The organism is Shimwellia pseudoproteus (assembly GCF_016415625.1).
Lineage (GTDB): Bacteria > Pseudomonadota > Gammaproteobacteria > Enterobacterales > Enterobacteriaceae > Shimwellia > Shimwellia pseudoproteus.
In genome coordinates this window covers 37258-61805 of sequence record NZ_WBXP01000009.1, presented here as the reverse complement: position 1 = coordinate 61805, position 24548 = coordinate 37258, and the positions used below count along the sequence as shown (strand labels likewise).

General features: G+C 57.6%; 24 protein-coding genes. 12 read left to right on the top strand and 12 right to left on the bottom strand.

Annotated features, from left to right (window positions below):
- Nucleotides 1-126 precede the first annotated feature (126 nt).
- From fur to ybfF, 4 genes are all read right to left on the bottom strand, one after another.
- A complete protein-coding gene (gene fur, locus F9C28_RS06090) occupies nucleotides 127-576 on the bottom strand; it encodes a ferric iron uptake transcriptional regulator (RefSeq protein WP_199014346.1) in 450 nt (149 codons plus the stop codon).
- A 306-nt stretch (nucleotides 577-882) separates the two neighbouring features.
- A complete protein-coding gene (fldA, locus tag F9C28_RS06085) occupies nucleotides 883-1413 on the bottom strand; it encodes a flavodoxin FldA (RefSeq protein WP_199014345.1) in 531 nt (176 codons plus the stop codon).
- Between the two features lie 181 nt (nucleotides 1414-1594).
- A complete protein-coding gene (gene ybfE, locus F9C28_RS06080; protein ID WP_199014344.1) occupies nucleotides 1595-1891 on the bottom strand; it encodes a LexA regulated protein in 297 nt (98 codons plus the stop codon).
- 132 nt (nucleotides 1892-2023) lie between these two features.
- Nucleotides 2024-2815 carry an esterase gene (ybfF, locus tag F9C28_RS06075; RefSeq protein ID WP_199014343.1) on the bottom strand — a complete coding sequence of 264 codons (792 nt, stop codon included), beginning with the start codon at nucleotides 2813-2815 and terminating at the stop codon, nucleotides 2024-2026.
- A gap of 296 nt (nucleotides 2816-3111) precedes the next feature.
- On the opposite strand from ybfF, the gene seqA reads away from it, so the two are divergent.
- Together seqA and pgm are read left to right on the top strand one after the other, a co-directional pair.
- The gene (gene seqA / locus F9C28_RS06070; protein ID WP_199014342.1) at nucleotides 3112-3663 is read left to right on the top strand and encodes a replication initiation negative regulator SeqA; all 552 of its coding nucleotides are present in this window, start codon (nucleotides 3112-3114) and stop codon (nucleotides 3661-3663) included.
- A gap of 31 nt (nucleotides 3664-3694) precedes the next feature.
- Nucleotides 3695-5338: a phosphoglucomutase (alpha-D-glucose-1,6-bisphosphate-dependent) gene (gene pgm, locus F9C28_RS06065; protein ID WP_199014341.1), complete on the top strand. Its 1644-nt coding sequence runs from the start codon at nucleotides 3695-3697 to the stop codon at nucleotides 5336-5338.
- Between the two features lie 93 nt (nucleotides 5339-5431).
- On the opposite strand, the gene F9C28_RS06060 is transcribed toward pgm, so the two are convergent.
- The 7 genes from F9C28_RS06060 to kdpF form a co-directional block, all read right to left on the bottom strand.
- Entirely contained in the window at nucleotides 5432-5860 is a 429-nt protein-coding gene (locus tag F9C28_RS06060; protein ID WP_199014340.1) for an EamA family transporter, read from the bottom strand.
- 90 nt (nucleotides 5861-5950) lie between these two features.
- Nucleotides 5951-6628: a two-component system response regulator KdpE gene (gene kdpE / locus F9C28_RS06055; RefSeq protein ID WP_199014339.1), complete on the bottom strand. Its 678-nt coding sequence runs from the start codon at nucleotides 6626-6628 to the stop codon at nucleotides 5951-5953.
- Complete coding sequence (gene kdpD / locus F9C28_RS06050) at nucleotides 6625-9312, bottom strand: two-component system sensor histidine kinase KdpD (protein WP_199014338.1); 2688 nt, start codon at nucleotides 9310-9312, stop codon at nucleotides 6625-6627. Before kdpD ends, kdpE begins: the two co-directional genes overlap by 4 nt.
- 13 nt (nucleotides 9313-9325) lie before the next feature.
- Nucleotides 9326-9904 carry a potassium-transporting ATPase subunit KdpC gene (gene kdpC / locus F9C28_RS06045; RefSeq protein WP_199014337.1) on the bottom strand — a complete coding sequence of 193 codons (579 nt, stop codon included), beginning with the start codon at nucleotides 9902-9904 and terminating at the stop codon, nucleotides 9326-9328.
- Between the two features lie 12 nt (nucleotides 9905-9916).
- Nucleotides 9917-11965, bottom strand: a complete 2049-nt coding sequence (gene kdpB, locus F9C28_RS06040) for a potassium-transporting ATPase subunit KdpB (protein WP_199014336.1) — start codon at nucleotides 11963-11965, stop codon at nucleotides 9917-9919.
- A gap of 17 nt (nucleotides 11966-11982) precedes the next feature.
- Nucleotides 11983-13662: a potassium-transporting ATPase subunit KdpA gene (gene kdpA / locus F9C28_RS06035; protein ID WP_199014335.1), complete on the bottom strand. Its 1680-nt coding sequence runs from the start codon at nucleotides 13660-13662 to the stop codon at nucleotides 11983-11985.
- Nucleotides 13662-13751 (bottom strand): K(+)-transporting ATPase subunit F, encoded by a 90-nt coding sequence (gene kdpF, locus F9C28_RS06030; RefSeq protein WP_199014334.1) that lies wholly within the window; start codon nucleotides 13749-13751, stop codon nucleotides 13662-13664. The genes kdpA and kdpF overlap by 1 nt, the downstream gene beginning before the upstream one ends.
- A 365-nt stretch (nucleotides 13752-14116) precedes the next feature.
- Here kdpF and F9C28_RS06025 point away from each other — a divergent pair, with 365 nt between their 5' ends.
- The 7 genes from F9C28_RS06025 (at nucleotide 14117) to nei (ending at nucleotide 20057) form a co-directional block, all read left to right on the top strand.
- Nucleotides 14117-14323, top strand: coding sequence for a YbfA family protein (locus F9C28_RS06025; RefSeq protein ID WP_199014399.1), 207 nt, complete (start codon nucleotides 14117-14119; stop codon nucleotides 14321-14323).
- Nucleotides 14324-14465: 142 nt separating this feature from the next.
- Complete coding sequence (locus tag F9C28_RS06020) at nucleotides 14466-15425, top strand: YbgA family protein (RefSeq protein WP_199014333.1); 960 nt, start codon at nucleotides 14466-14468, stop codon at nucleotides 15423-15425.
- Between the two features lie 14 nt (nucleotides 15426-15439).
- Nucleotides 15440-16876 (top strand): deoxyribodipyrimidine photo-lyase, encoded by a 1437-nt coding sequence (gene phrB, locus F9C28_RS06015; protein WP_199014332.1) that lies wholly within the window; start codon nucleotides 15440-15442, stop codon nucleotides 16874-16876.
- Nucleotides 16873-17616: a type 2 GTP cyclohydrolase I gene (locus F9C28_RS06010; protein WP_199014331.1), complete on the top strand. Its 744-nt coding sequence runs from the start codon at nucleotides 16873-16875 to the stop codon at nucleotides 17614-17616. The genes phrB and F9C28_RS06010 overlap by 4 nt, the downstream gene beginning before the upstream one ends.
- A 19-nt stretch (nucleotides 17617-17635) precedes the next feature.
- Nucleotides 17636-18292, top strand: a complete 657-nt coding sequence (gene pxpB / locus F9C28_RS06005; protein ID WP_199014330.1) for a 5-oxoprolinase subunit PxpB — start codon at nucleotides 17636-17638, stop codon at nucleotides 18290-18292.
- On the top strand, nucleotides 18286-19227 hold the full coding sequence (gene pxpC / locus F9C28_RS06000; protein ID WP_199014329.1) for a 5-oxoprolinase subunit PxpC: 942 nt from the start codon (nucleotides 18286-18288) through the stop codon (nucleotides 19225-19227). Before pxpB ends, pxpC begins: the two co-directional genes overlap by 7 nt.
- 8 nt (nucleotides 19228-19235) lie before the next feature.
- Nucleotides 19236-20057 carry an endonuclease VIII gene (gene nei, locus F9C28_RS05995; protein WP_199014328.1) on the top strand — a complete coding sequence of 274 codons (822 nt, stop codon included), beginning with the start codon at nucleotides 19236-19238 and terminating at the stop codon, nucleotides 20055-20057.
- Between the two features lie 57 nt (nucleotides 20058-20114).
- Here nei and F9C28_RS05990 read toward each other — a convergent pair whose 3' ends face one another.
- Nucleotides 20115-21398: a citrate synthase gene (locus F9C28_RS05990; protein ID WP_199014327.1), complete on the bottom strand. Its 1284-nt coding sequence runs from the start codon at nucleotides 21396-21398 to the stop codon at nucleotides 20115-20117.
- 636 nt (nucleotides 21399-22034) lie between these two features.
- Here F9C28_RS05990 and sdhC point away from each other — a divergent pair.
- Genes sdhC through sdhA form a run of 3 tightly spaced genes read left to right on the top strand, consistent with a single transcriptional unit; the run spans nucleotide 22035 to nucleotide 24546 of the window.
- Nucleotides 22035-22439: a succinate dehydrogenase cytochrome b556 subunit gene (gene sdhC, locus F9C28_RS05985; protein WP_199014326.1), complete on the top strand. Its 405-nt coding sequence runs from the start codon at nucleotides 22035-22037 to the stop codon at nucleotides 22437-22439.
- Nucleotides 22433-22780, top strand: a complete 348-nt coding sequence (sdhD, locus tag F9C28_RS05980) for a succinate dehydrogenase membrane anchor subunit (RefSeq protein WP_199014325.1) — start codon at nucleotides 22433-22435, stop codon at nucleotides 22778-22780. The genes sdhC and sdhD overlap by 7 nt, the downstream gene beginning before the upstream one ends.
- The gene (gene sdhA / locus F9C28_RS05975) at nucleotides 22780-24546 is read left to right on the top strand and encodes a succinate dehydrogenase flavoprotein subunit (protein ID WP_199014324.1); all 1767 of its coding nucleotides are present in this window, start codon (nucleotides 22780-22782) and stop codon (nucleotides 24544-24546) included. Before sdhD ends, sdhA begins: the two co-directional genes overlap by 1 nt.
- Nucleotides 24547-24548: the final 2 nt, after the last annotated feature.

Genomic DNA, 24548 nt, shown 5'->3' with positions numbered 1-24548 from the left:
GGTGGCGGGGGCCACCGTTTTTTATGCGGCGACATGGTTAGCGTATTTCCGGCGCTGCATTTCCTCCGGATGAACAGCGATAAAAAAACCGGGCATAACCCGGTTAATTTTCAGTGGGGACTGATGTTACTTAGTGTCGTCGTGAGCATGTTCATTCTCACGGCAATCCCCTTCAGCGCAGTGGCCATACAGATACAGACTGTGGTTGGTCAGGCGAATACCATGACGGGTCGCGATTTCACGCTGGCGAACTTCAATGGAGTCATCACTGAATTCGATCACTTTGCCACAGTCCAGGCAAATCAGGTGATCGTGGTGATGTTGCTGGGTCAGTTCAAATACCGACTTGCCACCTTCGAAATTATGCCGGGTGACGATACCAGCATCATCAAACTGGTTCAGCACACGGTACACGGTGGCCAGCCCAATCTCTTCACCCATATCGATCAGTCGTTTGTACAGCTCTTCCGCACTGACGTGATGGTTAGCCGGCACCTGTAACACTTCAAGGATTTTCAGCCGGGGAAGTGTGACTTTAAGGCCAGCCTTCTTTAACGCGTTGTTATTGTCAGTCATGCGGGAGTTATCCTGTTGCTTAGCGATTTAGCCCCCTGAGGGAGTTAAAAACGGGTACAACAAAAGATGAATGCGTCTCATTATAGAACCGCTGATTCTAAATGAAAACTACGAAACATCACACAAATAGAGCCTTTAGTGAACGAATGTCAGCACTGCATCACAAGAAAAAACATTCATTAAAGCGGCCTTTAGTGTACCGCGTTCTGATATAAAGTTAAAAACTTGTAGCAATTCTTGTTATCGATATTTTTTATAGGTGAAACCGATGACCCGGCGCAGCCCTGAGCCTGCACCGGGCTATCATCAGGCGTTGATGATATCACTGAGCTGCATTTCTGCGGAGATTTGTTTAACCCAGGCGTCAACACGCTGCTGGGTCAGCTCCGGCTGGCGGTCTTCATCAATAGCCAGACCCACGAAGTGGTTGTCATCCACCAGGCCTTTAGAGGCTTCAAAGTGGTAACCCTCGGTAGACCAGTGGCCAACAATGGTAGCGCCGCGCGGTTCGATGATGTCGCGAATCGTGCCCAGCGCATCACAGAAATACTCTGCGTAATCTTCCTGATCGCCGCAGCCAAACAGGGCCACCAGCTTGCCGGTGAAATCTACTTCTTCCAGGGTCGGGAAAAAGTCATCCCAGTCACACTGAGCTTCACCGTAGTACCAGGTCGGAATACCGAGCAGCAGAATATCAAAAGCGGCCAGATCTTCTTTGCTGCTTTTAGCAATGTCGTGCACCTCAGCAACATCTTTACCGAGCTGTTTTTGAATCATTTTTGCGATGTTTTCGGTATTGCCGGTGTCGCTGCCGAAAAAAATGCCTACGATCGCCATGAGTAAGATAACCTCTTGAATCTTAAAATAGGGTGGCTGCTTGATGCCATGGATTCGGACAATGATAGCAGAACAGCTCCCGCTGCGGAAACTGCTATCAGTACCGAGTGCACAGTCTGCGACATGGAAGTGGCGGCTCCCCTTTGGTGTTGATACACCACGGGGAACGGCAGATTCTCGGTTAGCGGGGGGACTTTCCTGCCAGGGTGTCGCTGAGTAAGTCCATCAACATGATTTCGATAAGTTCACTGCGGCTGATATTACGCGCTTCCGCCAGTTGATTCAGCGCATCCACGGCGTCACTATTCAGTTTAAGTTCCACACGCTTAAGCCTGCGGACTTTATCGCGTTTGAGCTGATTCCGTTTATTGATGCGTAACTGTTCGTCACGTGACAACGGATTCGTTTTCGGTCGACCCGGGCGACGTTCATCTGCGAACAGATCGAGTGTCGTACGGTCCGTTTGTTCTTTTGCCATGATAAAGAGTATTGCCAGAGGAAACAGGCGACGGAACAGTAAGTCCGGGCGTATTAATTAGCGCGCCATAATACAACAGGGAACAGGGCGCGCCAACGCGTAAGGCTAATCTGAAAATCAGTCGATGGGTTTTTAAGCAGATTCCCGGCCGGAAGCCTCCCCGGAAGAGAGGAACTGGCGAATAACCCGCAGTACGGTGTCGGGTTTTTCAGCATGCACCCAGTGGCCGGTCCCGGCTATCACGCGGGCCTGGGCCTGGGGGAACTGGCGTAAAATCGCCTCCCGGTATTCCGGCTTCACATAAGGAGAGTCGCCGCCGCAGATAAACATCGCCGGGTGTGACCAGGGGGGAACTTCATCCCAGCCGACAATACCGGCATAATTCTCCCACAGCACCGGCACATTAAAGCGCCACTCGCCCTGGACAAATGACTTCAGCAGAAACTGGATAACCCCATCTTCCTTTATACTGTCACGCATAATTGCCGTGGCGTCATGACGGCTGGTGACCCCGGCGGCGGTGACAGCCTGAATCCCGGCAAAAATATCGTCATGGCGGCGCACCCGGTAATTCACCGGGGCGATATCAATGGCCACCAGTTTATCAATCCGATCCGGCGCCAGGGCAGTAACCGCCATCGCGGTCTTACCGCCCATGGAGTGGCCGATCAGCGTCGCCTTATCAAATCCGGCGCTATCCATGGTGTCGAGAATATCCGCCGCCAGCGCTGCCCACTGCATATCGCTACTGCGCGGGGATAACCCGTGATTGCGCAGATCAACTTGCATCACCGGGTGATCGCGCACGAGATCCCGGGCCAACACCCCTAAATTATCCAGGCTGCCGAACAGGCCGTGGATCAGAACGAGGGGCAGGTTATTGTTGATCTGTTGTGCAGTTTGCACCCGGGCATGTAATTTCATGGCAAAGTTCTTTTTTGGCTGAGGTCAGGTTAGGGTATCATGTTCCGCATTCTACCTACTGCCCGGCGGCAAAGTAACGATTAATTAACATTATTACTGGCCGGGTTTCGCGCTACGGGAGGTTGGGTTAAGCTTACTCTCAGATTTTTCGGCTTGCGGGACTGGGCGAATGCCGTAAATTCCAGACTCTGAAAAAACAGTGACTGGGGTGAGGTGACACGCCAGGACGCCGCGCCTGAAAGGGCAAGTAAGCGCCTGACAACTTGTATTCAGAAAGATTATTGCACCGGATAAAGATGAAAACGATTGAAGTTGATGACGAGCTGTATCGCTATATTGCCAGCCACACTCTGCATATTGGTGAGAGCGCGTCCGACATTTTACGGCGTATGCTGAAAATCACTGCTGCTCAGTCTGCCTCTGGCAGCGTGGTGCCTGTTAAAGCCACGGTAGCGGCCCCTGCGGCGGCACCGGCAGAAAAACCGGTGAATAAATCCCGGGATCGCGTCCGCGCCATGCGTGAACTGATGCTCTCCGATGAGTATGCCGAACAGAAGAAAGCTGTTAATCGTTTCTTATTAATTTTAACGACCCTTTATTCCCTGGACGGAAGCGCCTTTGGCGCCGCAACGGAATCCTTGCACGGTCGGACCCGCGTATATTTCGCTTCTGACGCGCAAACATTATTGAAAAGTGGTAACCAGACCAAACCGAAACAGGTTCCGGCTACCCCGTACTGGGTGATTACTAACACCAATACTGGCCGCAAATGCGCGATGGTTGAACACATCATGCAGTCCATGCAGTTCCCGGCGGAACTGATCGAGAAAGTGTGCGGCACTATCTGATTTTCGCGTCAATTATGGAAAGGAACAGACAATGGCTAACCATCCTCGTGCCGGTCTTCCGGCGCAGCAGAGCGACTTGATTAACGTTGCTCAACTGACCTCCCAGTATTATGTACTGGCACCTGATACCGCTAATCCAGAACATGCCGTTAAATTCGGTACCTCAGGGCACCGCGGCAGCGCAGCGCGCCGCAGCTTTAACGAGCCGCATATTCTGGCAATTGCCCAGGCGATTGCAGAAAACCGCGCTAACAACGGGATTACCGGGCCGTGCTATGTCGGTAAGGATACGCATGCACTGTCTGAACCGGCGTTTATTTCGGTACTGGAAGTGCTGGCCGCTAACGGTGTGGATGTGATTGTTCAGCAGGATAACGGCTTTACGCCGACCCCGGCGGTGTCCAATGCGATTCTGGTTCATAACCAGAAAGCTGGCCCGCAGGCGGACGGCATTGTCATTACGCCGTCCCATAACCCGCCAGAAGATGGCGGTATCAAATACAATCCGCCGAACGGTGGCCCGGCTGATACTAACGTCACCAAAGTGATTGAAGAACGCGCCAATGCGCTGCTGGCCAATGGCCTCAACGGCGTGAAACGTATACCGCTGGCGCAAGCCCTGGCCAGTGGTCACGTAAAAGAAGTGGATCTGGTGCAGCCGTATATTGAAGGACTGGCTGATATCGTTGATATGAAAGCCATCCAGAACGCCGGCCTGAAACTGGGTGTTGATCCTCTGGGCGGCTCCGGTATTGAATACTGGAAGCGTATTGCCGAGTTCTACAAACTGGATCTGACCATTGTTAACGATCAGGTTGATCAGACGTTCCGCTTTATGCACCTCGATAAAGACGGCGCTATCCGCATGGACTGCTCCTCTGAATGTGCGATGGCGGGCCTGCTGGCGCTGCGTGACAAGTTCGATCTGGCCTTCGCCAATGACCCGGATTATGACCGCCACGGTATCGTTACCCCGGCAGGGCTAATGAACCCGAACCACTATCTGGCGGTGGCGATCAATTATCTGTTCCAGCATCGTCCGCAGTGGGGCAGCGACGTGGCGGTAGGGAAGACTCTGGTCTCCTCAGCCATGATTGACCGGGTGGTAAACGACCTGGGCCGTAAACTGGTTGAAGTTCCGGTTGGCTTTAAATGGTTTGTTGATGGCCTGTTCGATGGCAGCTTTGGTTTTGGCGGTGAAGAAAGCGCCGGGGCCTCTTTCCTGCGCTTTAACGGCACCCCGTGGTCTACCGACAAAGACGGTATCATCATGTGCCTGCTGGCGGCGGAAATCACGGCGGTCACCGGTAAAAACCCGCAACAGCATTACGATGAGCTGGCCGCCCGTTTCGGCGCGCCGAGCTATAACCGTTTACAGGCGTCGGCCTCCTCGGCACAGAAAGCGGCGCTGTCTAAGCTTTCCCCGGAAATGGTTAGCGCCAGCACCCTGGCCGGTGACCCGATCACCGCACGCCTGACGGCGGCGCCGGGTAACGGTGCCTCTATTGGTGGCCTGAAAGTGATGACCGACAACGGCTGGTTTGCTGCCCGTCCGTCAGGCACCGAAGACGCCTACAAAATCTACTGTGAAAGCTTCCTCGGTGATGAACACCGCAAGCAGATCGAAAAAGAAGCGGTAGAAATTGTCAGCGAAGTGCTGAAGAACGCCAAATAAGCGCCCGCTTACTGACAGATAACGAAAAGGAACGCCCCGGCGTTCCTTTTTTATCGTCTGGTATTGTCAGGTCTGCCCACCGGGAATCGCGAATCAGCCCAGCGCCACCATCAGCGCACCACCGGCAATCAGCGCCACGCCCACCCCGGCCACCAGGGACAGTTTTTCCCCAAACAAGATAACCGCCAGCACCACGGAAAACACCACACTCAGCTTGTCGATGGGGGCCACCCGGGACACCGGGCCGGTTTTAATGGCCATAAAGTAGAACAGCCAGGAGAGCGCTCCGGCTATCCCGCTACAGACAATCCACAACAGGGCTTTGCGATCCGCCAGTACCTGGCTCACCAGGCTGACTTTTCCCTGGACCACCACCACCCCCACCAGAAACAGGGCCATCACCACCGCGCGTACTGCCGTCGCGGTATTGGCATCCAGATGTTGCAATCCTATCTTGCCGCAGATAGCCACCAGTGCCGCGCTGGCGGCAGAGAGCAGCGCATAGAGAAGCCAGGCGCTCATAAACATTGTCCGTTAATAATATTAAAGAGAATAATTCTACCCCCTGATGCCCGGGATGTAGCAATAAACCGCAGGTCAATCGCCGGGCGGTCAGAGCATAAAACGATAGCCGATGCCGGTTTCGGTGAGCAAATGGCGGGGGCGGGCCGGATCGTGCTCCAGCTTCTGGCGCAGGTGGCCCATATAGATTCGCAAATAGTGGCTGTGCTCCACGGCGTTAGGCCCCCATACGTGATTGAGCAACTGGCGCTGGGTCATGACCTTACCGGCGTTGTTCAGCAGTACCGCCAGCAGGCGAAACTCGATGGGGGTCAGGTGGATTTCATTCCCGCTCCGGGTGACGCGGTGGGCCGCCAGAGAGACATAGGTGTCGGCAAACTGGAATTGCCCCTCATTGCCGTCCGGGGTTGTGTGGCGGCGCAGCGCCACCCGCAGCCGGGCCTGTAATTCACCGATGCCAAAAGGTTTGCTGAGGTAGTCGTCCGCCCCGGCATCCAGGGCGGCAATTTTGTCCTGCTCGTCACTGCGGGCGGATAATACAATGATAGGCATCGTCGACCACTGGCGCACCTCGCGGATAAAATCAAGGCCGTCGCCGTCCGGCAAACCGAGATCCAGAATGGTGAGTTCCGGTTTGCGGGTGGCCGCTTCAATTAGCCCCCGTTGCAGAGTCTCAGCTTCATGCACCCGCAGGCCGTCGCTTTCCAGCGCGGTACGCAGAAAGCGCAAAATGGCTTTTTCATCTTCGACTATCAATACGCTGGTCACGTTACCTCATTGTCATCCAGTTCGGGGGCGGGCGGTTGGGGGAGCCGGAGATGAAATACCGCGCCACCCTCCCGGCGGTTATCTGCCGTAATAGTGCCGCCGTGGACGTCAATTATCGCCCGGCAAATGGCCAGCCCCAGCCCGACACCGGGGATGGCGGATTCTTTACTGCCCCGGGCGAATTTATCAAAAATGGTCTGCTCCTGCCCGGGGGGAATACCGGGGCCGTTATCCCAGATATCCACTTCCAGCATAGCCTGCTGGCGGCGGGCGTGAAGGCCAATTCGCGCCCCCGGCCCGGCGTATTTCATGGCGTTTTCCAGCAGGTTGATCAGCACCCGCTCAAACAGCGAACCGTCCACCTGGATAAGCGCCAGCGGATCGACCATATCCAGCGCTACCGGGTGCGTACCGGTGAGCGGTTCAAGGGTTTTCAGGGCGCTGCCGACCACTTCTTCGAGAGTAAGCCATTCTTTGCGCAGGTTAAAGCCCCCGGACTGGATCCGCGCCATATCGAGCAAGTTATTCACCAGCCGGGTGGTGTTGAGAATGTATTCGCGGATCTCGCTGGCCTGATGGGCATGGGGCGATCCGGCACTGGCCAGGTCAAGGGTCAGGATCTCGGCCTGGCCAAACAGCACGGTTAATGGGGTGCGCAGATCGTGGGACAGCGCCGCCAGCAGCGCATTACGGATCTGTTCACGCTCACTGGCGATCCGCGCCTGTTCTTCGCTGGTGGCCAGCAGCTGGCGCTCCAGCGCGGTGGCGCAGAGCAGGGTAAGCGTCTCCAGCAGGCGCTGCTGTTCCGGCACCATCAACTGGCGCAGATTTTGCGGTTCGATCACCACCAGGCCGAGGGTCTGGCTGGCGGTGCGCAGCGGCACCAGTTGCCAGGGCATGCCGGGGAGGGTATCGGTGCCGGCCCCGGCGGGTAAACCTTTGTCTACACTCCAGCGGGCGATGGCATCGTCCCAGAACGGCTCGCTGTCCGGGGCGGTTAGGGCCACCAGCTGGCCCTGTTCATTCGGGGTAAGCACTTGGCAACGGGCCTGGAAGCTGTTACTGAGGAAATGTTCACTGGTGGCGGCGATATCCCGCACCGAGCGGGTGGTGGCCAGCGCCCGGGACATCTCATACAGATGGCGGGTGCGCTGCTCCCGGTAGCGGGCGATACGCGCCTGATAGCGAACCCCGGCAGTCAAATTACCGATGGTCAGCCCCACCACCAGCATCACACTGAATGTCAGCAAATACTGCACATCGGACACGGCCAGGGTTCCGTGGGGGGCAATAAAGAACAGATCGAAACTGAGCACATTAATGACCGTGGCGAGCACCGAGGGCCAGCGCCCGTAAAACAGGGCGATTATCACCACCCCCAGTAAATAGACCATCACCAGGTTGGCGGCATCAAAGGCCATCAGGAATTGCCGGGCTATCAGGGTTATCAGGGCACACAGCACCACCGCCATGACCATCCCCTGCAGTTGTACCCGCCATTTCTCGGTAAACGGGCGGGTATCCGGGGATTTGAGGTTAACCTCCGGGGGCCGGTCTTCCACGGCGATCACCATGATATCCAGCTCCGGCGCCAGCCGCGCCAGGCGATCGGCAAAGGGCGCGCGTGGCCACCAGCGGCGCAGTGTGGTGCGGCGGCCGGTAATAATCTTGCCGAGGTTATGGTCCCGGGCGTAGCGCACCAGGGCTTTCTCCTGGTCGGGATCGGACAGGGTGGCGGTTTCTGCTCCCAGTTCCTGGGCCAGCCTCAGGGCACTGAGGATGTGCCGCCGCTGCGCTGGCGGGAGCTGATGCAATCGCGGGGTTTCGACATACACCGCGTGCCAGGCGCTGCCCAGTTTGGCCGCCAGCCGGGCAGCCGTGCGCACCAGTTTGTCATTGTTGCCGCTATGACCAATGCACAGCAGTATCGCATCCCGGGTGTGCCAGACCTTCTCCCGCCCGCGTTCGGCCCGCCAGGCGCGCATCTGATCGTCTACCCGGTCCGCGGTGCGGCGTAATGCCAGTTCACGCAGGGCAATCAAATTCCCCTTGCGGAAGAAGTGATCAATGGCCCGCTCCGCCTGGCCTGCGATATACACTTTGCCCTCGTGGAGCCGCTGGCGCAGATCGTCCGGGGGCAAGTCCACCAGCACCACCTCGTCGGCCGCGTCAAAAATGGGGTCCGGAATGGTTTCCCGCACCTGGACACCGGTGACGCTGCCCACCACGTCATTGAGGCTTTCCAGATGCTGAACATTCACCGTGGTAAAAACATCGATCCCCGCCGCCAGCAGCTCTTCCACATCCTGCCAGCGCTTGGGGTGCCGGGAGCCAGGGGCATTACTGTGGGCCAGCTCATCCACCAGCACCAGTGCCGGGTTGCCGGCCAGGGCGGCGTCGAGATCAAACTCCTGTACGCTGCGGCCCCGGTGATAAATGCGCCGGGGGGGCAACAGAGGCAACCCCGCCAGTAATCCGGCGGTCTCCTGGCGGCCGTGGGTTTCTACCACCCCCACCAGAATGTTCAGCCCCTGCTGATGCAGGCGCTGGGCCTCCTGGAGCATGGCATAGGTTTTTCCCACCCCGGCACAGGCGCCAAAAAAGATCTTCAGCTTACCCCGTGAGGGGCGGCTCATCTGGTGCAGTAAGTGGTCCGGGTCCGGACGGGTGGGTTCCCCTGTCATGTGCTTTCCCTTGTTATTCAGGGTGCCGGAGGGCATCCAGCGCCATATTGAGTTGTACCACATTGACCACCGGCTGGCCGATAAACGCCGGCAGTGGGGTACGGGTTAGCCGGCTGATCACGGTATTGACCGTGGCCAGTGGCAGCCCGCGGGCCTGGGCGACCCGGGGCGCCTGCCAGCGGGCAGCCCGCGGCGAGATATCGGCATCCAGCCCGCTGGCAGAGGTGGTAACCAGCTCTACCGGCACCCGGGGGGTGGCCTGTGGGTTTTCCCGGCGCAGCCGGGCAATCTCCCCGGCAACCCGCAGATCCAGCTGCGGGTTGCTGCCTGCGAGGTTACTCCCCCCGGAGGCCAGTGGATCATAAGGCGTCTTTTCGTTGACCGGGGGGCGGCCATGAAAATAGTCCGCCCGGGTAAAGGCCTGGCCGAGTAACCGCGAGCCGCGCACCTGCCCTTGTTGATCGATCAGCGAACCCGCCGCCTGGGCCGGGAACCACCACTGGCCCAGTAGCGAGGTCACCAGCGGGTAAGCACCGCCGGTGAGCAGGGCCAGTATCAGCAATAATAGTACAGCGGGACGTAACATAGCCATTTGATAACACTCCTAAACCAGTCCGGTAGCGCTGAGCACCAGGTCGATAATTTTGATGCCGGGGAAGGGGACAATCAGCCCACCCAGGCCGTAGATCCACAGGTTGCGGCGCAACATGGCCGCGGCGCTGAGTGGTTTATAGCTCACGCCTTTGAGGGCCAGCGGGATCAGGGCAATAATGATCAGCGCATTAAAGATAACCGCGCTGAGGATGGCCGAGGCCGGTGAGTGAAGGTGCATAATGTTCAGGGCGTTAAGTTGCGGGAAGGTGGCCGCAAACGCCGCCGGGATAATGGCAAAATATTTCGCCACATCATTGGCAATGCTGAAGGTGGTTAGCGAGCCGCGGGTCATCAGCATTTGTTTGCCAATATGCACCACTTCGATGAGCTTGGTTGGGTTAGAGTCGAGATCCACCATATTGCCCGCCTCTTTGGCGGCCTGGGTGCCGGAGTTCATGGCCAGCGCCACGTCGGCCTGGGCGAGGGCGGGGGCATCGTTAGTACCGTCGCCGGTCATCGCCACCAGGCGGCCCTCGGACTGGTATTGGCGGATTAGAGCCAGCTTGGCTTCCGGGGTGGCCTCGGACAGGAAATCATCGACCCCGGCTTCGGCGGCGATGGCGGCGGCGGTAAGCCGGTTATCCCCGGTGATCATCACGGTTTTGATCCCCATCTGGCGCAGGTGAACAAAGCGCTCTTTGATACCGCCTTTAACGATATCTTTCAGGGCAATGGTCCCCAGCACCTGTTTGCCCTCGGCCACCACCAGCGGGGTGCCGCCTTTACGGGCTACGGCATTAACCTCCGTGTCGACCTCCGGGGGAAAATTCCCCCCGTTGGCCTCAATATGGCGGCGGATAGCGTCAACAGAACCTTTACGGATCATCCGGTTGCCGAGGTTAATCCCGCTCATCCGGGTGTTGACGGTGAAGGGCACAAAGGTGGCGTTCAGGCGCTGAACATCCCGTTCACGCAGGGCGAATTGCTGCTTTGCCAGCACCACAATACTGCGCCCTTCCGGGGTTTCATCGGCCAGCGATGCCAGTTGCGCCGCATCCGCCAGCGCCTGCTCACTCACCCCCGGCGCGGGCAGAAAGCGCGATGCCTGGCGATTGCCCAGCGTGATAGTCCCGGTTTTATCCAGCAGCAGGACATCGACGTCCCCGGCGGCCTCCACCGCGCGGCCGCTGGTGGCAATCACATTGGCCCCCAGCATCCGGCTCATCCCGGCAACCCCGATGGCGGATAACAGCCCGCCGATGGTGGTGGGGATCAGGCACACCAGCAGCGCCACCAGTACGGTGATGCTTACCGGATGGCCGGTCCAGGCAGTAAATGGCCACAGGGTGGCGGTGGCCAGCAGAAAGACAATTGTCAGGGCGATCAGTAAGATGGTCAGGGCTATTTCATTGGGGGTCTTCCGGCGTTTGGCCCCTTCCACCATGGCTATCATCCGGTCGAGAAAGGTATCCCCGGGATCGGCGCTACAGCGGATCACCAGCCAGTCAGAGAGGATACGGGTACCGCCGGTGACTGAGGCAAAATCCCCGCCGGACTCGCGGATAACCGGGGCGGACTCCCCGGTAATGGCGCTCTCGTCCACCGATGCGCCGCCCTCGATAACCTCGCCATCACAGGGGATAATATCCCCGGCTTCCACCAGCACCACGTCGCCCTTGCGCAAATCCGCCGCCGGAACATGGTCCATGGGGGAATCATGCTGAGGGGCGCGCAGTTTACGGGCCCAGCTGGTTTTCTGTACCCCTTTCAGGCTGTTGGCCTGGGCCTTACTGCGGCCTTCTGCCAGGGCTTCGGCGTAGTTAGCAAACAGCACGGTAAACCACAGCCACAGGCTGATAACCCCGGTGAACCCGGCACTGCCGGGCATCAGCCCCAGGGCCATGGCCAGGGCCAGCAGGGTGGTGAGCAGGCTGCCACACCAGACAATAAACATCACCGGGTTACGCCACTGCACCGCAGGGTTGAGTTTTTTCAGTGCGTTGAGCAGCGCCTGTTTCACCAGGGCCGGGGCAAATAAATTAACGGATTTGCGACTCATAACATCCTCGGGGATCGTTAGCGGTGAACCAGATAGTCGGCCACAGGGCCGAGGGCGAGGGCCGGGATAAATGTCAGGGCGCCCACCAGCAGAATGGTGCCGATCAGCAGGCCGATAAACAGCGGGCCGTGGGTGGGCAATGTTCCGGCAGACGCTGGCTGGGCGCGTTTCCCCACCAGGCTACCGGCAATCGCCATCACCGGGGCGATAACCGCAAAGCGGCCCAGCAACATGCACAGCGCCAGCAGCAGATTCCAGAACGGGGTGGTGGCCGTTAACCCGGCAAAAGCACTGCCGTTGTTGTTGGCCGCCGATGAAACCGCGTACAACACCTCGGTAAAGCCGTGGGAACCGGGGTTGAGCATGGCGCTGCGCCCGGCGTCCGTCATCATGGCCAGGGCGGTGCCCAGCAACACCAGGCTCGGGGTGACCAGGATCGCCAGGGCGGTCATTTTCATTTCCCGGACATCAATTTTCTTACCCAGATATTCCGGGGTACGGCCAATCATCAGGCCGGCAATAAATACCGCCAGCATCACAAACAGCATCATGCCATACAGCCCGGATCCGACACCGCCGAACACCACTTCGCCAATTTGCATCAGCCATAGCGGTATCATGCCGCCCAGGGCGGTGAATGCGTCGTGCATCGCATTCACTGCACCGCAAGAGGCCGCCGTAGTCACCACGGCAAACAGGCTACTGGCGAGGATGCCAAACCGGGTTTCTTTGCCTTCCATATTGGCGCTGCTGTCGGCACCCAGTGCCAGCAGGTGCGGGTTACCGCGCCACTCTGCCCACATCACCAGTAATACGCTGACGCTAAAAATAATCGCCATACACCACAGCAGCGCCCGGCCCTGGCGGCGGTCATTACTCACCTCACCAAAGGCGAAGCACAGGGCGGCGGGGAGTAAAAAGATCGCCAGCATCTGGATGGCGTTGGTCAGGGCGGTGGGGTTTTCAAACGGATGGGCGGAGTTGGCGTTAAAGAAACCGCCGCCGTTAGTCCCGAGCATTTTGATAGCCTCCTGGGAGGCCACCGGCCCACCGGGCAGCAGCATTTTTACCCCTTCAAGGCTCAGGGCCGGGGTGTAATGCTGAACATTCTGGATAGCGCCTTGCTGGATAAAAAACAGCGCAATCACCAGTGAAACCGGCAGCAGGATCCACAGGGTTATGCGCAACAGGTCGACCCAGGCATTGCCCAGCGTGGTGGCGGACTGGCGGGTAAAGGCGCGGATCAGCGCGTAGGCGACGGCAATGCCGGTGGCGGCGGAGAGAAAGTTTTGCACCGTTAATCCCACCATCTGGCTGAAGTAGCTCAGGGTGCTTTCCCCGGCATAGGCCTGCCAGTTGGTATTAGTGACAAAGCTAACGGCGGTGTTCAGCGCCAGATCCCAGGGCAGGCCGGGGAAATGCTGCGGGTTAAAGGGCAGGCTGCCCTGGCAGCGCAGGATAGCCAGCAATAGCACCAGCCCCAGCAGGTTAAACAGCAGAATGGCCATCAGGTACTGGTACCACGTCATCTCTTCCCCGTGGATACCGGCCATGCGCAGCAGCGGGCGTTCGAGGGTGCTCAACACCGGCAGCGGCAGGCCATCTATCTGGCGCGCCAGCAGGCTACCCAGCGGTTTTGCCAGGGCCATGAGCACGGCCAGATAGCAGGAAAGTAACAGTAAGGCTGAAGTGATCATCAGAAATCCTCCGCCTTTAGCAGGGCATACAGCAGGTAGCCCAGCAGCAGAAAAAGCAGGATCACGCCGATTATGACGCCAGTATTCACAGTCCACCTCAGGTGACAGTTTTGGGATAACCGATCCTCTCAACTGGCGTGCAAAGAAGTTGCAAAAATAGCCGCGGGGAATATAAAAAAAGTATAAAAACGAAAGGCCATAAATTAACTATTGATTAGTATTAATTTAACTAAGATGTAACAAAGTTACCGTAACGGGGCCGTCAGGAGGAAAAATGGCGCAAAAAAGTGCGTTTTAGTGGTCGGATGAGTAGTAAAATTTCAACAAAAGCGGTAATATTTTGACCAGATAATACGGTTACTTTTACGGCACCATTTGCCGCTATGTACGACCCGTCAGATTCGACCCAGGCTGCTCGCCTTCAGGATCATGCGGGTAAAAGAGGGAGAAGATGATGACCACCTATAAACACTATTCCGCATTGCATATCTTTTTACGCCGCACCGTTGCGCTCACCCTCGGGATTGTGGCGCTGCCGGTGATGTTGTTCTGGAAAGATCGCGCCCGTTTTTACAGCTACCTGCACCGGGTATGGGCGAAAACCGGGGATAAACCGGTATGGATGGAACAGGCGGAACAAGTTACCTGCGATTTCTACTGATCAGCCGTCACCCACCGCGTTTCTGAACTGCCTGCCTGAATGTTGGATACCAACAACCACGCGGCAGTTTTTTTATGGCTACCGATCCCCGCCTCAGGCTGACTACACTTAACGGATGACGACGATATCAGTGAGGTATGTTATGTCCGGGCCGATTCCTGTTGGTATCAGTGCCTGTTTGCTGGGGCAGGCGGTGCGTTTTGACGGTGGCCATAAGAGCCTCTCTTTTGCCCGGGACGCCTTAGCACCCTGGGTGCATTTTGAACCGGTGTGCCCGGAGATGGCGATTGGCCTGCCGGTGCCGCGTCCTGCGCTGCGGTTGATTGAACAAGATAGCGCGATACGGCTGGTATACAGTAACCGCAGCCCCGGGGATCTCACCCAGCAAATGCAGCATTTTGCCCGCCAGCAGACCCGTAAACTCCACCATCTGTGTGGCTATATTGTGTGTGCCAAATCCCCCAGTTGCGGGCTGGAGCGGGTACGGATTTATGATCCCGACGGGAAAAATAATCGCAAAGCCGGCACCGGGATTTTTACCGCCGAACTGCAACAGGCGTTACCCTGGCTGCCTATCGAAGAGGACGGGCGGTTAACCGACCCGGCGATTCGGGAAAACTTTGTTGAGCGAATCTGCGCACTGTATGAGTTGAACCAGGTCCCGGATGCCGCAGGCCGCGTCAGCCGGGGGGCCATGATGGCGTTTCACAGCCGTTACAAGCTGTTATTGCTGGCACACTCCCAGCCTGACTACCGGGCGCTGGGGCGTTTTGTGGCGCAGATGCACCAGTGGCCGGATATGGCCCTCTTTTTTGCTGAGTACCGGCTGCGGGTGATGGCGCTGCTGGCCCATCATGCCACCCGGCGTAACCATACCAATGTGCTGATGCACGTTCAGGGCTATTTTCGCCCCCAGCTTACCAGCCGCCAGCGCCAGGAGCTGGCGACCCTGATTGATCACTACCGCCAGGGGCTCCAGCCACTGCTGGCGCCCCTGGCATTACTGCGCCACTACATGGCGGAATACCCCAACGATTATCTGGCGCAGCAGCGCTATTTTGACCCATACCCCGCCGCGCTGCGGCTGCGTTACGGCTATTAACTTCAGGGAGTATTATGGCCACCCATTTGGTCTGGTTCCGGCTGGATTTACGGATTGAAGATAACCTTGCCCTGGCGGCGGCCTGCCGGGACCCGGATGCCCGGGTGATGGCGGTTTTTATTGTCACCCCCCGGCAGTGGCAGCAACACCATATGGCCCCCCGCCAGCACTGGTGGATTGAACAGCATGTGCGCGGGTTACACCAGGCGCTGGCGGCGCGCCAGATCCCGTTACACTGCATCACCGCCAGTGATTACCGGGATGGTACCCACCGGCTGGTGGCATTTTGCCGCCAGCACCGCGTTGACCGGCTGTTTTACAACTACCAGTATGAAGTAAATGAACGCGACCGGGATGCGCAACTAGAACACCTGCTGGCCGGGCAGGTGGTCTGCCAGGGCTTTGACGACAGCGTGTTGCTGGCCCCGGGCAGTATCACGACTGGCAGTGGCGGGATGTATAAAGTGTTCACCCCGTTTAGCCGGGCCTGTTTACAGCGCTTACGGGTTGATGTGCCTTATCCCGTGGCCGCGCCCGGGGGTCGCCAGGGCCACCTGCCACAGCCCGTTGCGCCACCGCTACCTTTTAGCGCCCCCTCTCAACCGGTTGATGGCCAGCTATTTGCGCCAGGGGAAGCGGCGGCCCGCGAGCGGCTGACGGTATTCTGCCAGCAGCGGCTGGCGGATTATCCCGGGGCGCGTGACTACCCGGCCCTTGATGGTGTCAGTGGTTTATCCCCCTGGCTGGCGATTGGGGCGCTGTCGCCGCGCCAGTGTTTGCATCAGGCATTGCTCGCCCAGCCGGATGCCCTGAGCGGCGGGCCGGGGCTGGTGTGGGTCACTGAATTGCTGTGGCGGGAGTTCTACCGCCATTTGCTGGTGGCCTGGCCTGATTTGTGCCGCCACCGGCCGTTTATTCCCTGGACGGATAACATTGTCTGGAGCCGCGATCAGACACGTCTGAAAGCATGGCAATCTGGCCACACCGGTTACCCGATTGTGGATGCCGCCATGCGCCAGTTAAACCACACCGGCTGGATGCATAACCGGTTGCGGATGATCAGCGCAAGCTTTTTAGTCAAAGACTTACTTATCGACTGGCGGGCCGGAGAGCGTTATTTTATCTCAACGTTAGTCGATGGCGATCTGGCGGCGAATAATGGCGGCTGGCAGTGGTCCGCCTCGACCGGTACCGATGCGGCACCGTACTTTCGGATTTTTAATCCGACCACTCAGGGGGCGCGTTTTGATCCTGAGGGGGTGTTTATTCGCCGCTGGCTACCGGAGCTGGCCCATGTGCCGGGGAGTGAGGTTCACCAGCCCTGGCGCTGGGCACAGCAACAGGGGGTGACACTGGATTACCCTCCGCCGATTGTTGAACATAAACTGGCCCGCGCCGCTACCCTGGAAGCATACCAGGCCGCGCGTCAGCCAACGGGAGAGGCACAATGAAAAACACCGAACTGGAAACCCTGATCAATGACCAACTGAACAGCGCGGCGTTTAGCGATTACGCGCCGAATGGGTTACAGGTGGAAGGCCGCGCGTCCGTCACCACCATCATTACCGGCGTCACCGCCTGCCAGGCACTGATTGACGAAGCGGTGAGCCGTAATGCCGATGCTATCATTGTGCATCATGGATATTTCTGGAAGAACGAATCACCGCTGATCCGCGGCATGAAACGTAACCGCCTGAAAGCGCTGCTGGCCAATGACATTAACCTTTATGGCTGGCACTTACCCCTCGATGCCCACCCGCAACTGGGTAATAACGCCCAACTGGCCCAGTTGCTGGGGATTGAGGTAAAAGGCGAGATTGAGCCGCTGGTGCCCTGGGGGGAGCTGTCGATGGCGGTACCTGGCGCGGAGCTGGCCTCATGGATAGAAACCCGCCTCGGGCGCAAGCCGTTGTGGTGCGGTGATACCGGCCCGGCAGCTATTCGCCGGGTGGCCTGGTGCAGCGGCGGCGGTCAGGGATTTATCGACAGTGCGGCGCGCTACGGCGTGGATGCATTTATTACTGGCGAAGTCTCAGAACAGACTATCCATTCAGCCCGGGAGCAGGGGATCCACTTTTTCGCCGCCGGGCATCACGCCACTGAACGCGGCGGGGTTCGCGCTCTGGGAGAGTGGCTGAGCCAACATACTGACCTGGATGTGACTTTTATTGATATTCCTAATCCTGCCTGACACCTAAAGGAGAGACGTCTTGCAACGAGCACGCTGCTATTTATTAGGCGAGAGCGCGGTTGTCCTGGAGCTTGAACCGCCGGTTACGTTATCCAGCCAGCAAAAAATTTGGGGGCTCAAGGCACGCCTGGCAGAGGTGCCGGGGATCCTTGATGTGATCCCCGGGATGAACAACGTCACCGTGGTACTGGCGGACCCGCAAAGCCGTGCCCTGGATGCCATAGAGCGTATTCAGCGCTGGTGGGAAGAGAGCGATGCCCTGGATATCCCCTCCCGACTGGTAGAGATCCCGGTGATTTATGGCGGTGCCGCCGGGCCGGATCTGGATACTGTCTCCCGGCATACCGGCTTATTACCCCGGGATGTGGTAGCGCTGCACGCCAGCGGGGATTATTTTGTCTGTTTTATCGGTTTTCAGCCCGGGTTCCCGTACCTCGGCGGGATGTCACACCGCCTTGAAACCCCGCGGCGTGCAGAACCGCGCCTGGTGGTGCCCGCCGGCAGTGTCGGTATTGGCGGTAGCCAGACCGGTATTTATCCGCTGGATACCCCCGGTGGCTGGCAGCTGATTGGCCGCACCTCCGTGCGTTTATTTGATATTAACAATACCCCGGCGGGTTTATTGCAACCGGGAGACAGGGTGCGTTTTGTGCCCCAGAAGGAGGGCGTGTGTTAAATATTATTCGTGCCGGGGTGCACACTTCGGTACAGGATGCCGGGCGCAACGGGTTTCGCGATATTGGGGTCAGCCGCAGCGGTGCGCTGGATTTACCGGCCCTGCGAATTGCCAATTTACTGGTGGGCAATGATGAGAATGCCCCCGCGCTGGAGATAACCCTCGGCCAGGTGGTGATTGAGTTCGCCTCTGATGGCTGGTTTGCCCTTACCGGCGCCGGGTGTGATGCGCATATTGATGGCCGGGCCGTCTGGACCGGCTGGCGGCTGCCCTATAAGCGTGGCCAGCAGCTGGTGTTAAAAGCGCCCCGTCACGGGATGCGCAGCTACCTTGCCGTGGCGGGCGGCATTGATGTCCCCGGGGTGATGGGCTCTGCCAGTACAGATCTGAAAGCACACTTTGGGGGGTACTTTGGTCGCCTGCTGAAGGATGGTGACCAGGTCCCGGTGCAGGCCGGCGGCCAGCGCTTTATTGAGTCCCGTGGGGTCAGGCAGTTATTGTGGGGTAACCGTATCCGGGCGTTGCCGGGGCCGGAATACCACGAGTTTACCCGGGTGTCCCAGGAGAACTTCTGGCGCCTGCCCTGGCATATTAGCCCCCAGAGTAACCGCATGGGCTACCGTTTGCAGGGATCGGGGCTGGTGCGTGAAAACCCGCGGGAGCTTTATTCCCACGGTCTGTTACCCGGCGTGGTGCAGGTGCCCCATAACGGCCAGCCGATTGTGTTGCTGAACGATGCCCAGACCACCGGGGGGTATCCCCGTATCGCGGTGGTTATCGAGGCCGATTTATACCACCTCGCCCAGGTGCGCCTCGGGGAGCCGATTCATTTCGTGCAGTGCACCCATGAAGAGGCACTCAAAGCCCGCCATGAACAGCAGTTATTTATCAGCCAGATTGCCTGGCATTTACAGGAGCCGGTGAAGGCTAAGTAGCGACGGATATGCCAGAAGGACCGGAAATACGCCGCGCCGCCGATATGCTGGCGCGTGCGGTGCAGGATAAGCCATTAACCCACGTCTGGTTTGCTTTTCCTGAACTGGCGCACTATGCCCCACAGCTGGTGGGGCAGACTATTGTGCGTTTTGAAACCCACGGTAAAGCGTTGTTGACCTGTTTCTCCGGCGGGTTGATCCTCTACAGCCATAACCAGCTGTATGGGGTCTGGCGGGTTGCCGTCCCGGGGGTCGCCGCCGACAGCGCGCGCAGCTTGCGGGTGCGGCTGGAAACCGCCGACAGCGCCATCTTGTTGTACAGCGCTTCGGATATCGAGATGCTTAATCGTGACAGCGTGGCGGACCATCCCTTTCTGAGCCGGATTGGCCCGGATGTGCTGGACAATGCCCTGACCCCAGAAACCGTGCGGGAGCGACTGGTTTCAGCCCGTTTCCGGCGCCGCCAGTTGGGCAGCGTACTGCTGGACCAGCGATTCCTCGCCGGGCTGGGTAACTATCTGCGGGCGGAAATTCTCTGGCAGGCCCGGGTGAGTGGGCTGGATGCCGTGCAGAATTTGGCGCCCGCGGCGATTAGCGCCCTGGCCGATGCTTGCCTCAGCGTGGCGCGGTTGTCGTACCAGACCCGGGGCCAGGTGAATGAAAATCACCATCACGGGGCGCTGTTTCATTTTCGGGTGTTCCAGCGGGAAGGGGAGGCCTGTGAACGCTGCGGCAGTGCGATTATCAAAACCACGTTGTCCGGCAGGCCGTTCTGGTTTTGCCCCCAGTGCCAGCCCCCGGTGGGGGCCTTGTCATCGCGCTCTGGCTGAGCGGCAGATAAAAAAACGGCCAGCGCGATGGCTGGCCGTGTTGTCATTCCTGGGGGATTATTTTGCCAGGTCTGATGTGAAATCGCGCTGGGCGTAGCCGGTATACAGCTGGCGCGGACGGGCAATTTTAATGCCGTCGTCGTGCATTTCGTTCCAGTGGGCAATCCAGCCGACGGTACGGGCCATGGCAAAAATGACCGTGAACATCGAGGACGGGATCCCCATCGCTTTCAGGATAATACCGGAGTAGAAATCCACGTTTGGATACAGTTTGCGCTCGATGAAGTACGGGTCGTGCAGCGCAATGTGCTCCAGCTCCATGGCCACTTCCAGCAGGTCATCCTTCATGCCCAGTTCCTGTAACACTTCATGGCAGGTTTCGCGCATTACCGTGGCGCGCGGGTCGTAATTTTTGTAGACCCGGTGGCCAAAGCCCATCAGGCGGAAAGAGTCGTTTTTGTCTTTCGCCCGGCGCAGGAACTCAGGGATATGCTCTTTGTGGTTAATCTCTTCCAGCATCTTCAGGCAGGCTTCGTTAGCGCCACCGTGGGCCGGTCCCCACAGGGAGGCTATCCCCGCCGCGATACAGGCAAACGGGTTAGCGCCGGAAGAGCCAGCGGTACGCACGGTTGAGGTTGACGCGTTCTGCTCGTGATCCGCGTGGAGGATCAGAATACGGTCCATCGCGCGTTCCAGTACCGGGTTAACCACGTACTCTTCACAGGGGGTGGCGAACATCATATGCAGGAAGTTACCCGCATAGGAGAGGTCATTACGCGGGTAGATAAACGGCTGACCCAGGGCGTATTTGTAGCACATTGCGGCCACTGTCGGCATTTTAGACAGCAGACGGAATGCGGCAATTTCCCGGTGGCGCGGGTTATTGACGTCCAGGGAGTCGTGGTAGAACGCCGCCAGCGCACCGGTTACCCCACACAGCACCGCCATCGGATGAGAGTCGCGACGGAAGCCGTGGAACAGACGGGTTATCTGCTCATGGATCATGGTATGGCGGGTGACGGTGGTTTTAAATTCCTCGAACTCTTTCTGGGTCGGTTTTTCGCCATACAGCAGAATGTAGCTGACTTCGAGGTAAGAAGAGCTGGTGGCTAACTGGTCAATGGGATAACCGCGGTGGAGCAGAATGCCTTCATCACCGTCGATAAAGGTGATTTTCGATTCGCACGATGCCGTAGAGGTAAAACCAGGGTCAAAAGTAAATACCCCCTTAGATCCAAGACTGCGGATGTCGATGACATCCTGACCTAGCGTGCCTTGTAGCACGTCCAGTTCGACAGCAGTTTCACCCGGGCAGGTGATGGTTGCTTTCTTATCAGCCATTTACTATCTCCTTAGCGCCATTTTCGCTGGGGACTGCGGCGTCCGGATTTGCATTGGTGTCTGGGTGTAGTTACCAGAATGTTATATGGCGCACAGCTCTGTTTGACAGAAAGCAACAGGGTACAGAGCGATGGGCAGAGTATAAATAACTACCCGAACCATAGCGAAACAGCAGCAAATCAGGATGTTAGCAGTCCATTATTTCAGTACGGTATATCACTATTAACTGTCCAGACTACTCAGGTCAATAGCGTCACACTGTTACATAACTAATCTTCAGGTAAAAGGGTGACCCTATAACTTTTGCGAATTATACGGTCTTTTAAGTGATGTATGTAATAAAAATGTTTAATATTTGTCAAATCAAATGATTAAAGTTTAATAAATAGTTATTTTTGCGACGCGGATCACTGTTCGGATCAAAAGGCGCCAAACTAATTGTGTGTTAATTGTAATAATTTTGTGAACGGCCTATACTGCCGCCAGGTCTCCGGAATACCTTGCAACCGCGAGCCACCAGCGTAATAACCTGCCATTTTGGACATCTGGAAGCAGTTTGTTTTACATGACGCAGAGTTATAGAAAAACGCTGTCTGACCCGCCTGCAAACCCGGAGGAAGGAATAATAAGAACAGCATGTGGGCGCTATTCATGATAAAAGACGTGAAGAAACAAAGACCTGTGAATCTTGATTTGAAGACAATCAGGTTTCCCGTCACCGCTATTGCCTCCATCCTCCATCGTGTATCCGGCGTGATCACCTTCGTGGCGATCGGGATCTTGTTATGGTTGTTGGGGACATCCCTTTCCTCCCCGGAAGGGTTCCAGGTGGCATCCTCTATTATGGGAAGTTTCATTGTTAAGTTCATCATCTGGGGCATTTTGACCGCCCTGGCGTATCACGTGGTGGTCGGTGTTCGCCACATGCTGATGGACTTTGGCTATCTCGAAGAGACCCTGGAAGCGGGTAAACGCTCCGCAGTGATCTCCTTTGGGGTAACTGTCGTGCTTTCGCTTCTTGCAGGAGTTCTCGTATGGTAAGCAACGCATCTGCACTGGGTCGTAATGGCGTACATGACTATTTGCTGGTCCGTGCTTCTGCCATCATCCTGGCCCTGTATATCGTTTACCTGATCGGCTTTTTCGCTACCAGCGGCGAGCTGACCTGGGAAATATGGACCGGCTTTTTCTCCTCCTCTTTTACCAAAGTATTCACCCTGTTGGCGCTGTTCAGCGTCTTGATTCATGCCTGGATTGGCATGTGGCAGGTGTTAACGGACTACATTAAACCGCTCGCTATCCGCCTGGTATTACAGCTGGCGATTGTCGCGGCGTTGCTGGTTTATGTGATTTATGGATTTGTCGTGGTATGGGGTGTGTAATGAATCTTCCAGTCAGAGAGTTTGATGCTGTTGTTATTGGTGCCGGTGGCGCAGGTATGCGCGCTGCACTGCAAATTTCCCAGAGCGGCCAGACCTGTGCGCTGCTCTCCAAAGTGTTCCCGACCCGTTCTCATACGGTATCTGCCCAGGGCGGTATTACCGTGGCGCTGGGGAATACCCACGAAGATGACTGGCAATGGCACATGTACGATACGGTGAAAGGCTCCGACTATATCGGGGACCAGGACGCCATTGAATATATGTGTAAGACCGGCCCGGAGGCGATCCTCGAGCTGGAACATATGGGGCTGCCGTTCTCCCGCCTGGATGATGGCCGTATTTATCAGCGTCCGTTTGGTGGCCAGTCGAAAAACTTCGGTGGCGAGCAGGCTGCACGTACCGCTGCCGCCGCTGACCGTACCGGCCACGCGCTGCTGCACACCCTGTATCAGCAAAACCTGAAAAACCACACCACTATCTTCTCCGAATGGTATGCCCTGGATCTGGTGAAAAACCAGGATGGCGCCGTGGTGGGTTGTACGGCACTGTGCCTTGAAACTGGCGAAGTGGTCTACTTTAAAGCCCGGGCAACGGTACTGGCTACCGGCGGTGCTGGCCGTATTTATCAGTCCACCACTAACGCCCACATCAACACCGGTGACGGTGTCGGTATGGCGCTGCGCGCCGGTGTGCCGCTGCAGGATATGGAAATGTGGCAGTTCCACCCCACCGGTATTGCCGGGGCAGGGGTGCTGGTGACGGAAGGTTGCCGTGGTGAAGGCGGTTATCTGCTTAACAAGCACGGCGAGCGCTTTATGGAGCGTTACGCACCGAATGCCAAAGATCTGGCCGGCCGCGATGTGGTTGCCCGGTCGATTATGATTGAAATCCGTGAAGGTCGCGGCTGCGACGGTCCGTGGGGCCCGCACGCCAAACTGAAACTGGACCACCTCGGCAAGGAAGTGCTCGAATCCCGCCTGCCGGGTATCCTCGAATTGTCCCGTACTTTTGCGCACGTGGACCCGGTGAAAGAGCCTATCCCGGTTATCCCGACCTGCCACTATATGATGGGCGGCATTCCGACCAAAGTAACCGGCCAGGCCCTGACCGTGAATGAGAAAGGCGAAGACGTGGTGATCCCGGGGCTGTTTGCCGTGGGTGAGATTGCCTGCGTATCGGTACACGGCGCCAACCGTCTGGGCGGTAACTCACTGCTCGACCTGGTGGTATTTGGCCGGGCGGCGGGCCTGCATCTGCAAGAGTCCATTGCCGAGCAGGGCGCGCTGCGTGATGCCAGTGAGTCTGACATTGAAGGTTCGCTGGAGCGCCTCAACCGCTGGAACAATACCCGTAAGGGTGAAGATCCGGTGCAGATCCGCAAAGCACTGCAGGAGTGTATGCAGCATAACTTCTCGGTATTCCGTGAAGGTGATGCCATGGCGAAAGGGCTGGAACAGCTGAAAGAGATCCGCGAGCGCCTGAATAACGCCCGCCTGGATGACACGTCCAGCGAGTTCAACACCCAGCGTATGGAGTGCCTGGAGCTGGATAACCTGATGGCAACGGCTTACGCCACTGCGGTATCCGCTAACTTCCGTACCGAAAGCCGTGGTGCCCACAGCCGTTTCGACTATCCGGATCGTGATGATGCGAACTGGCTGTGCCACTCCCTGTATCTGCCGCAGAGCGACTCGATGACACGCCGCAGCGTGAACATGGAACCGAAACTGCGTCCGGCGTTCCCGCCGAAAGTGCGTTCTTACTAATT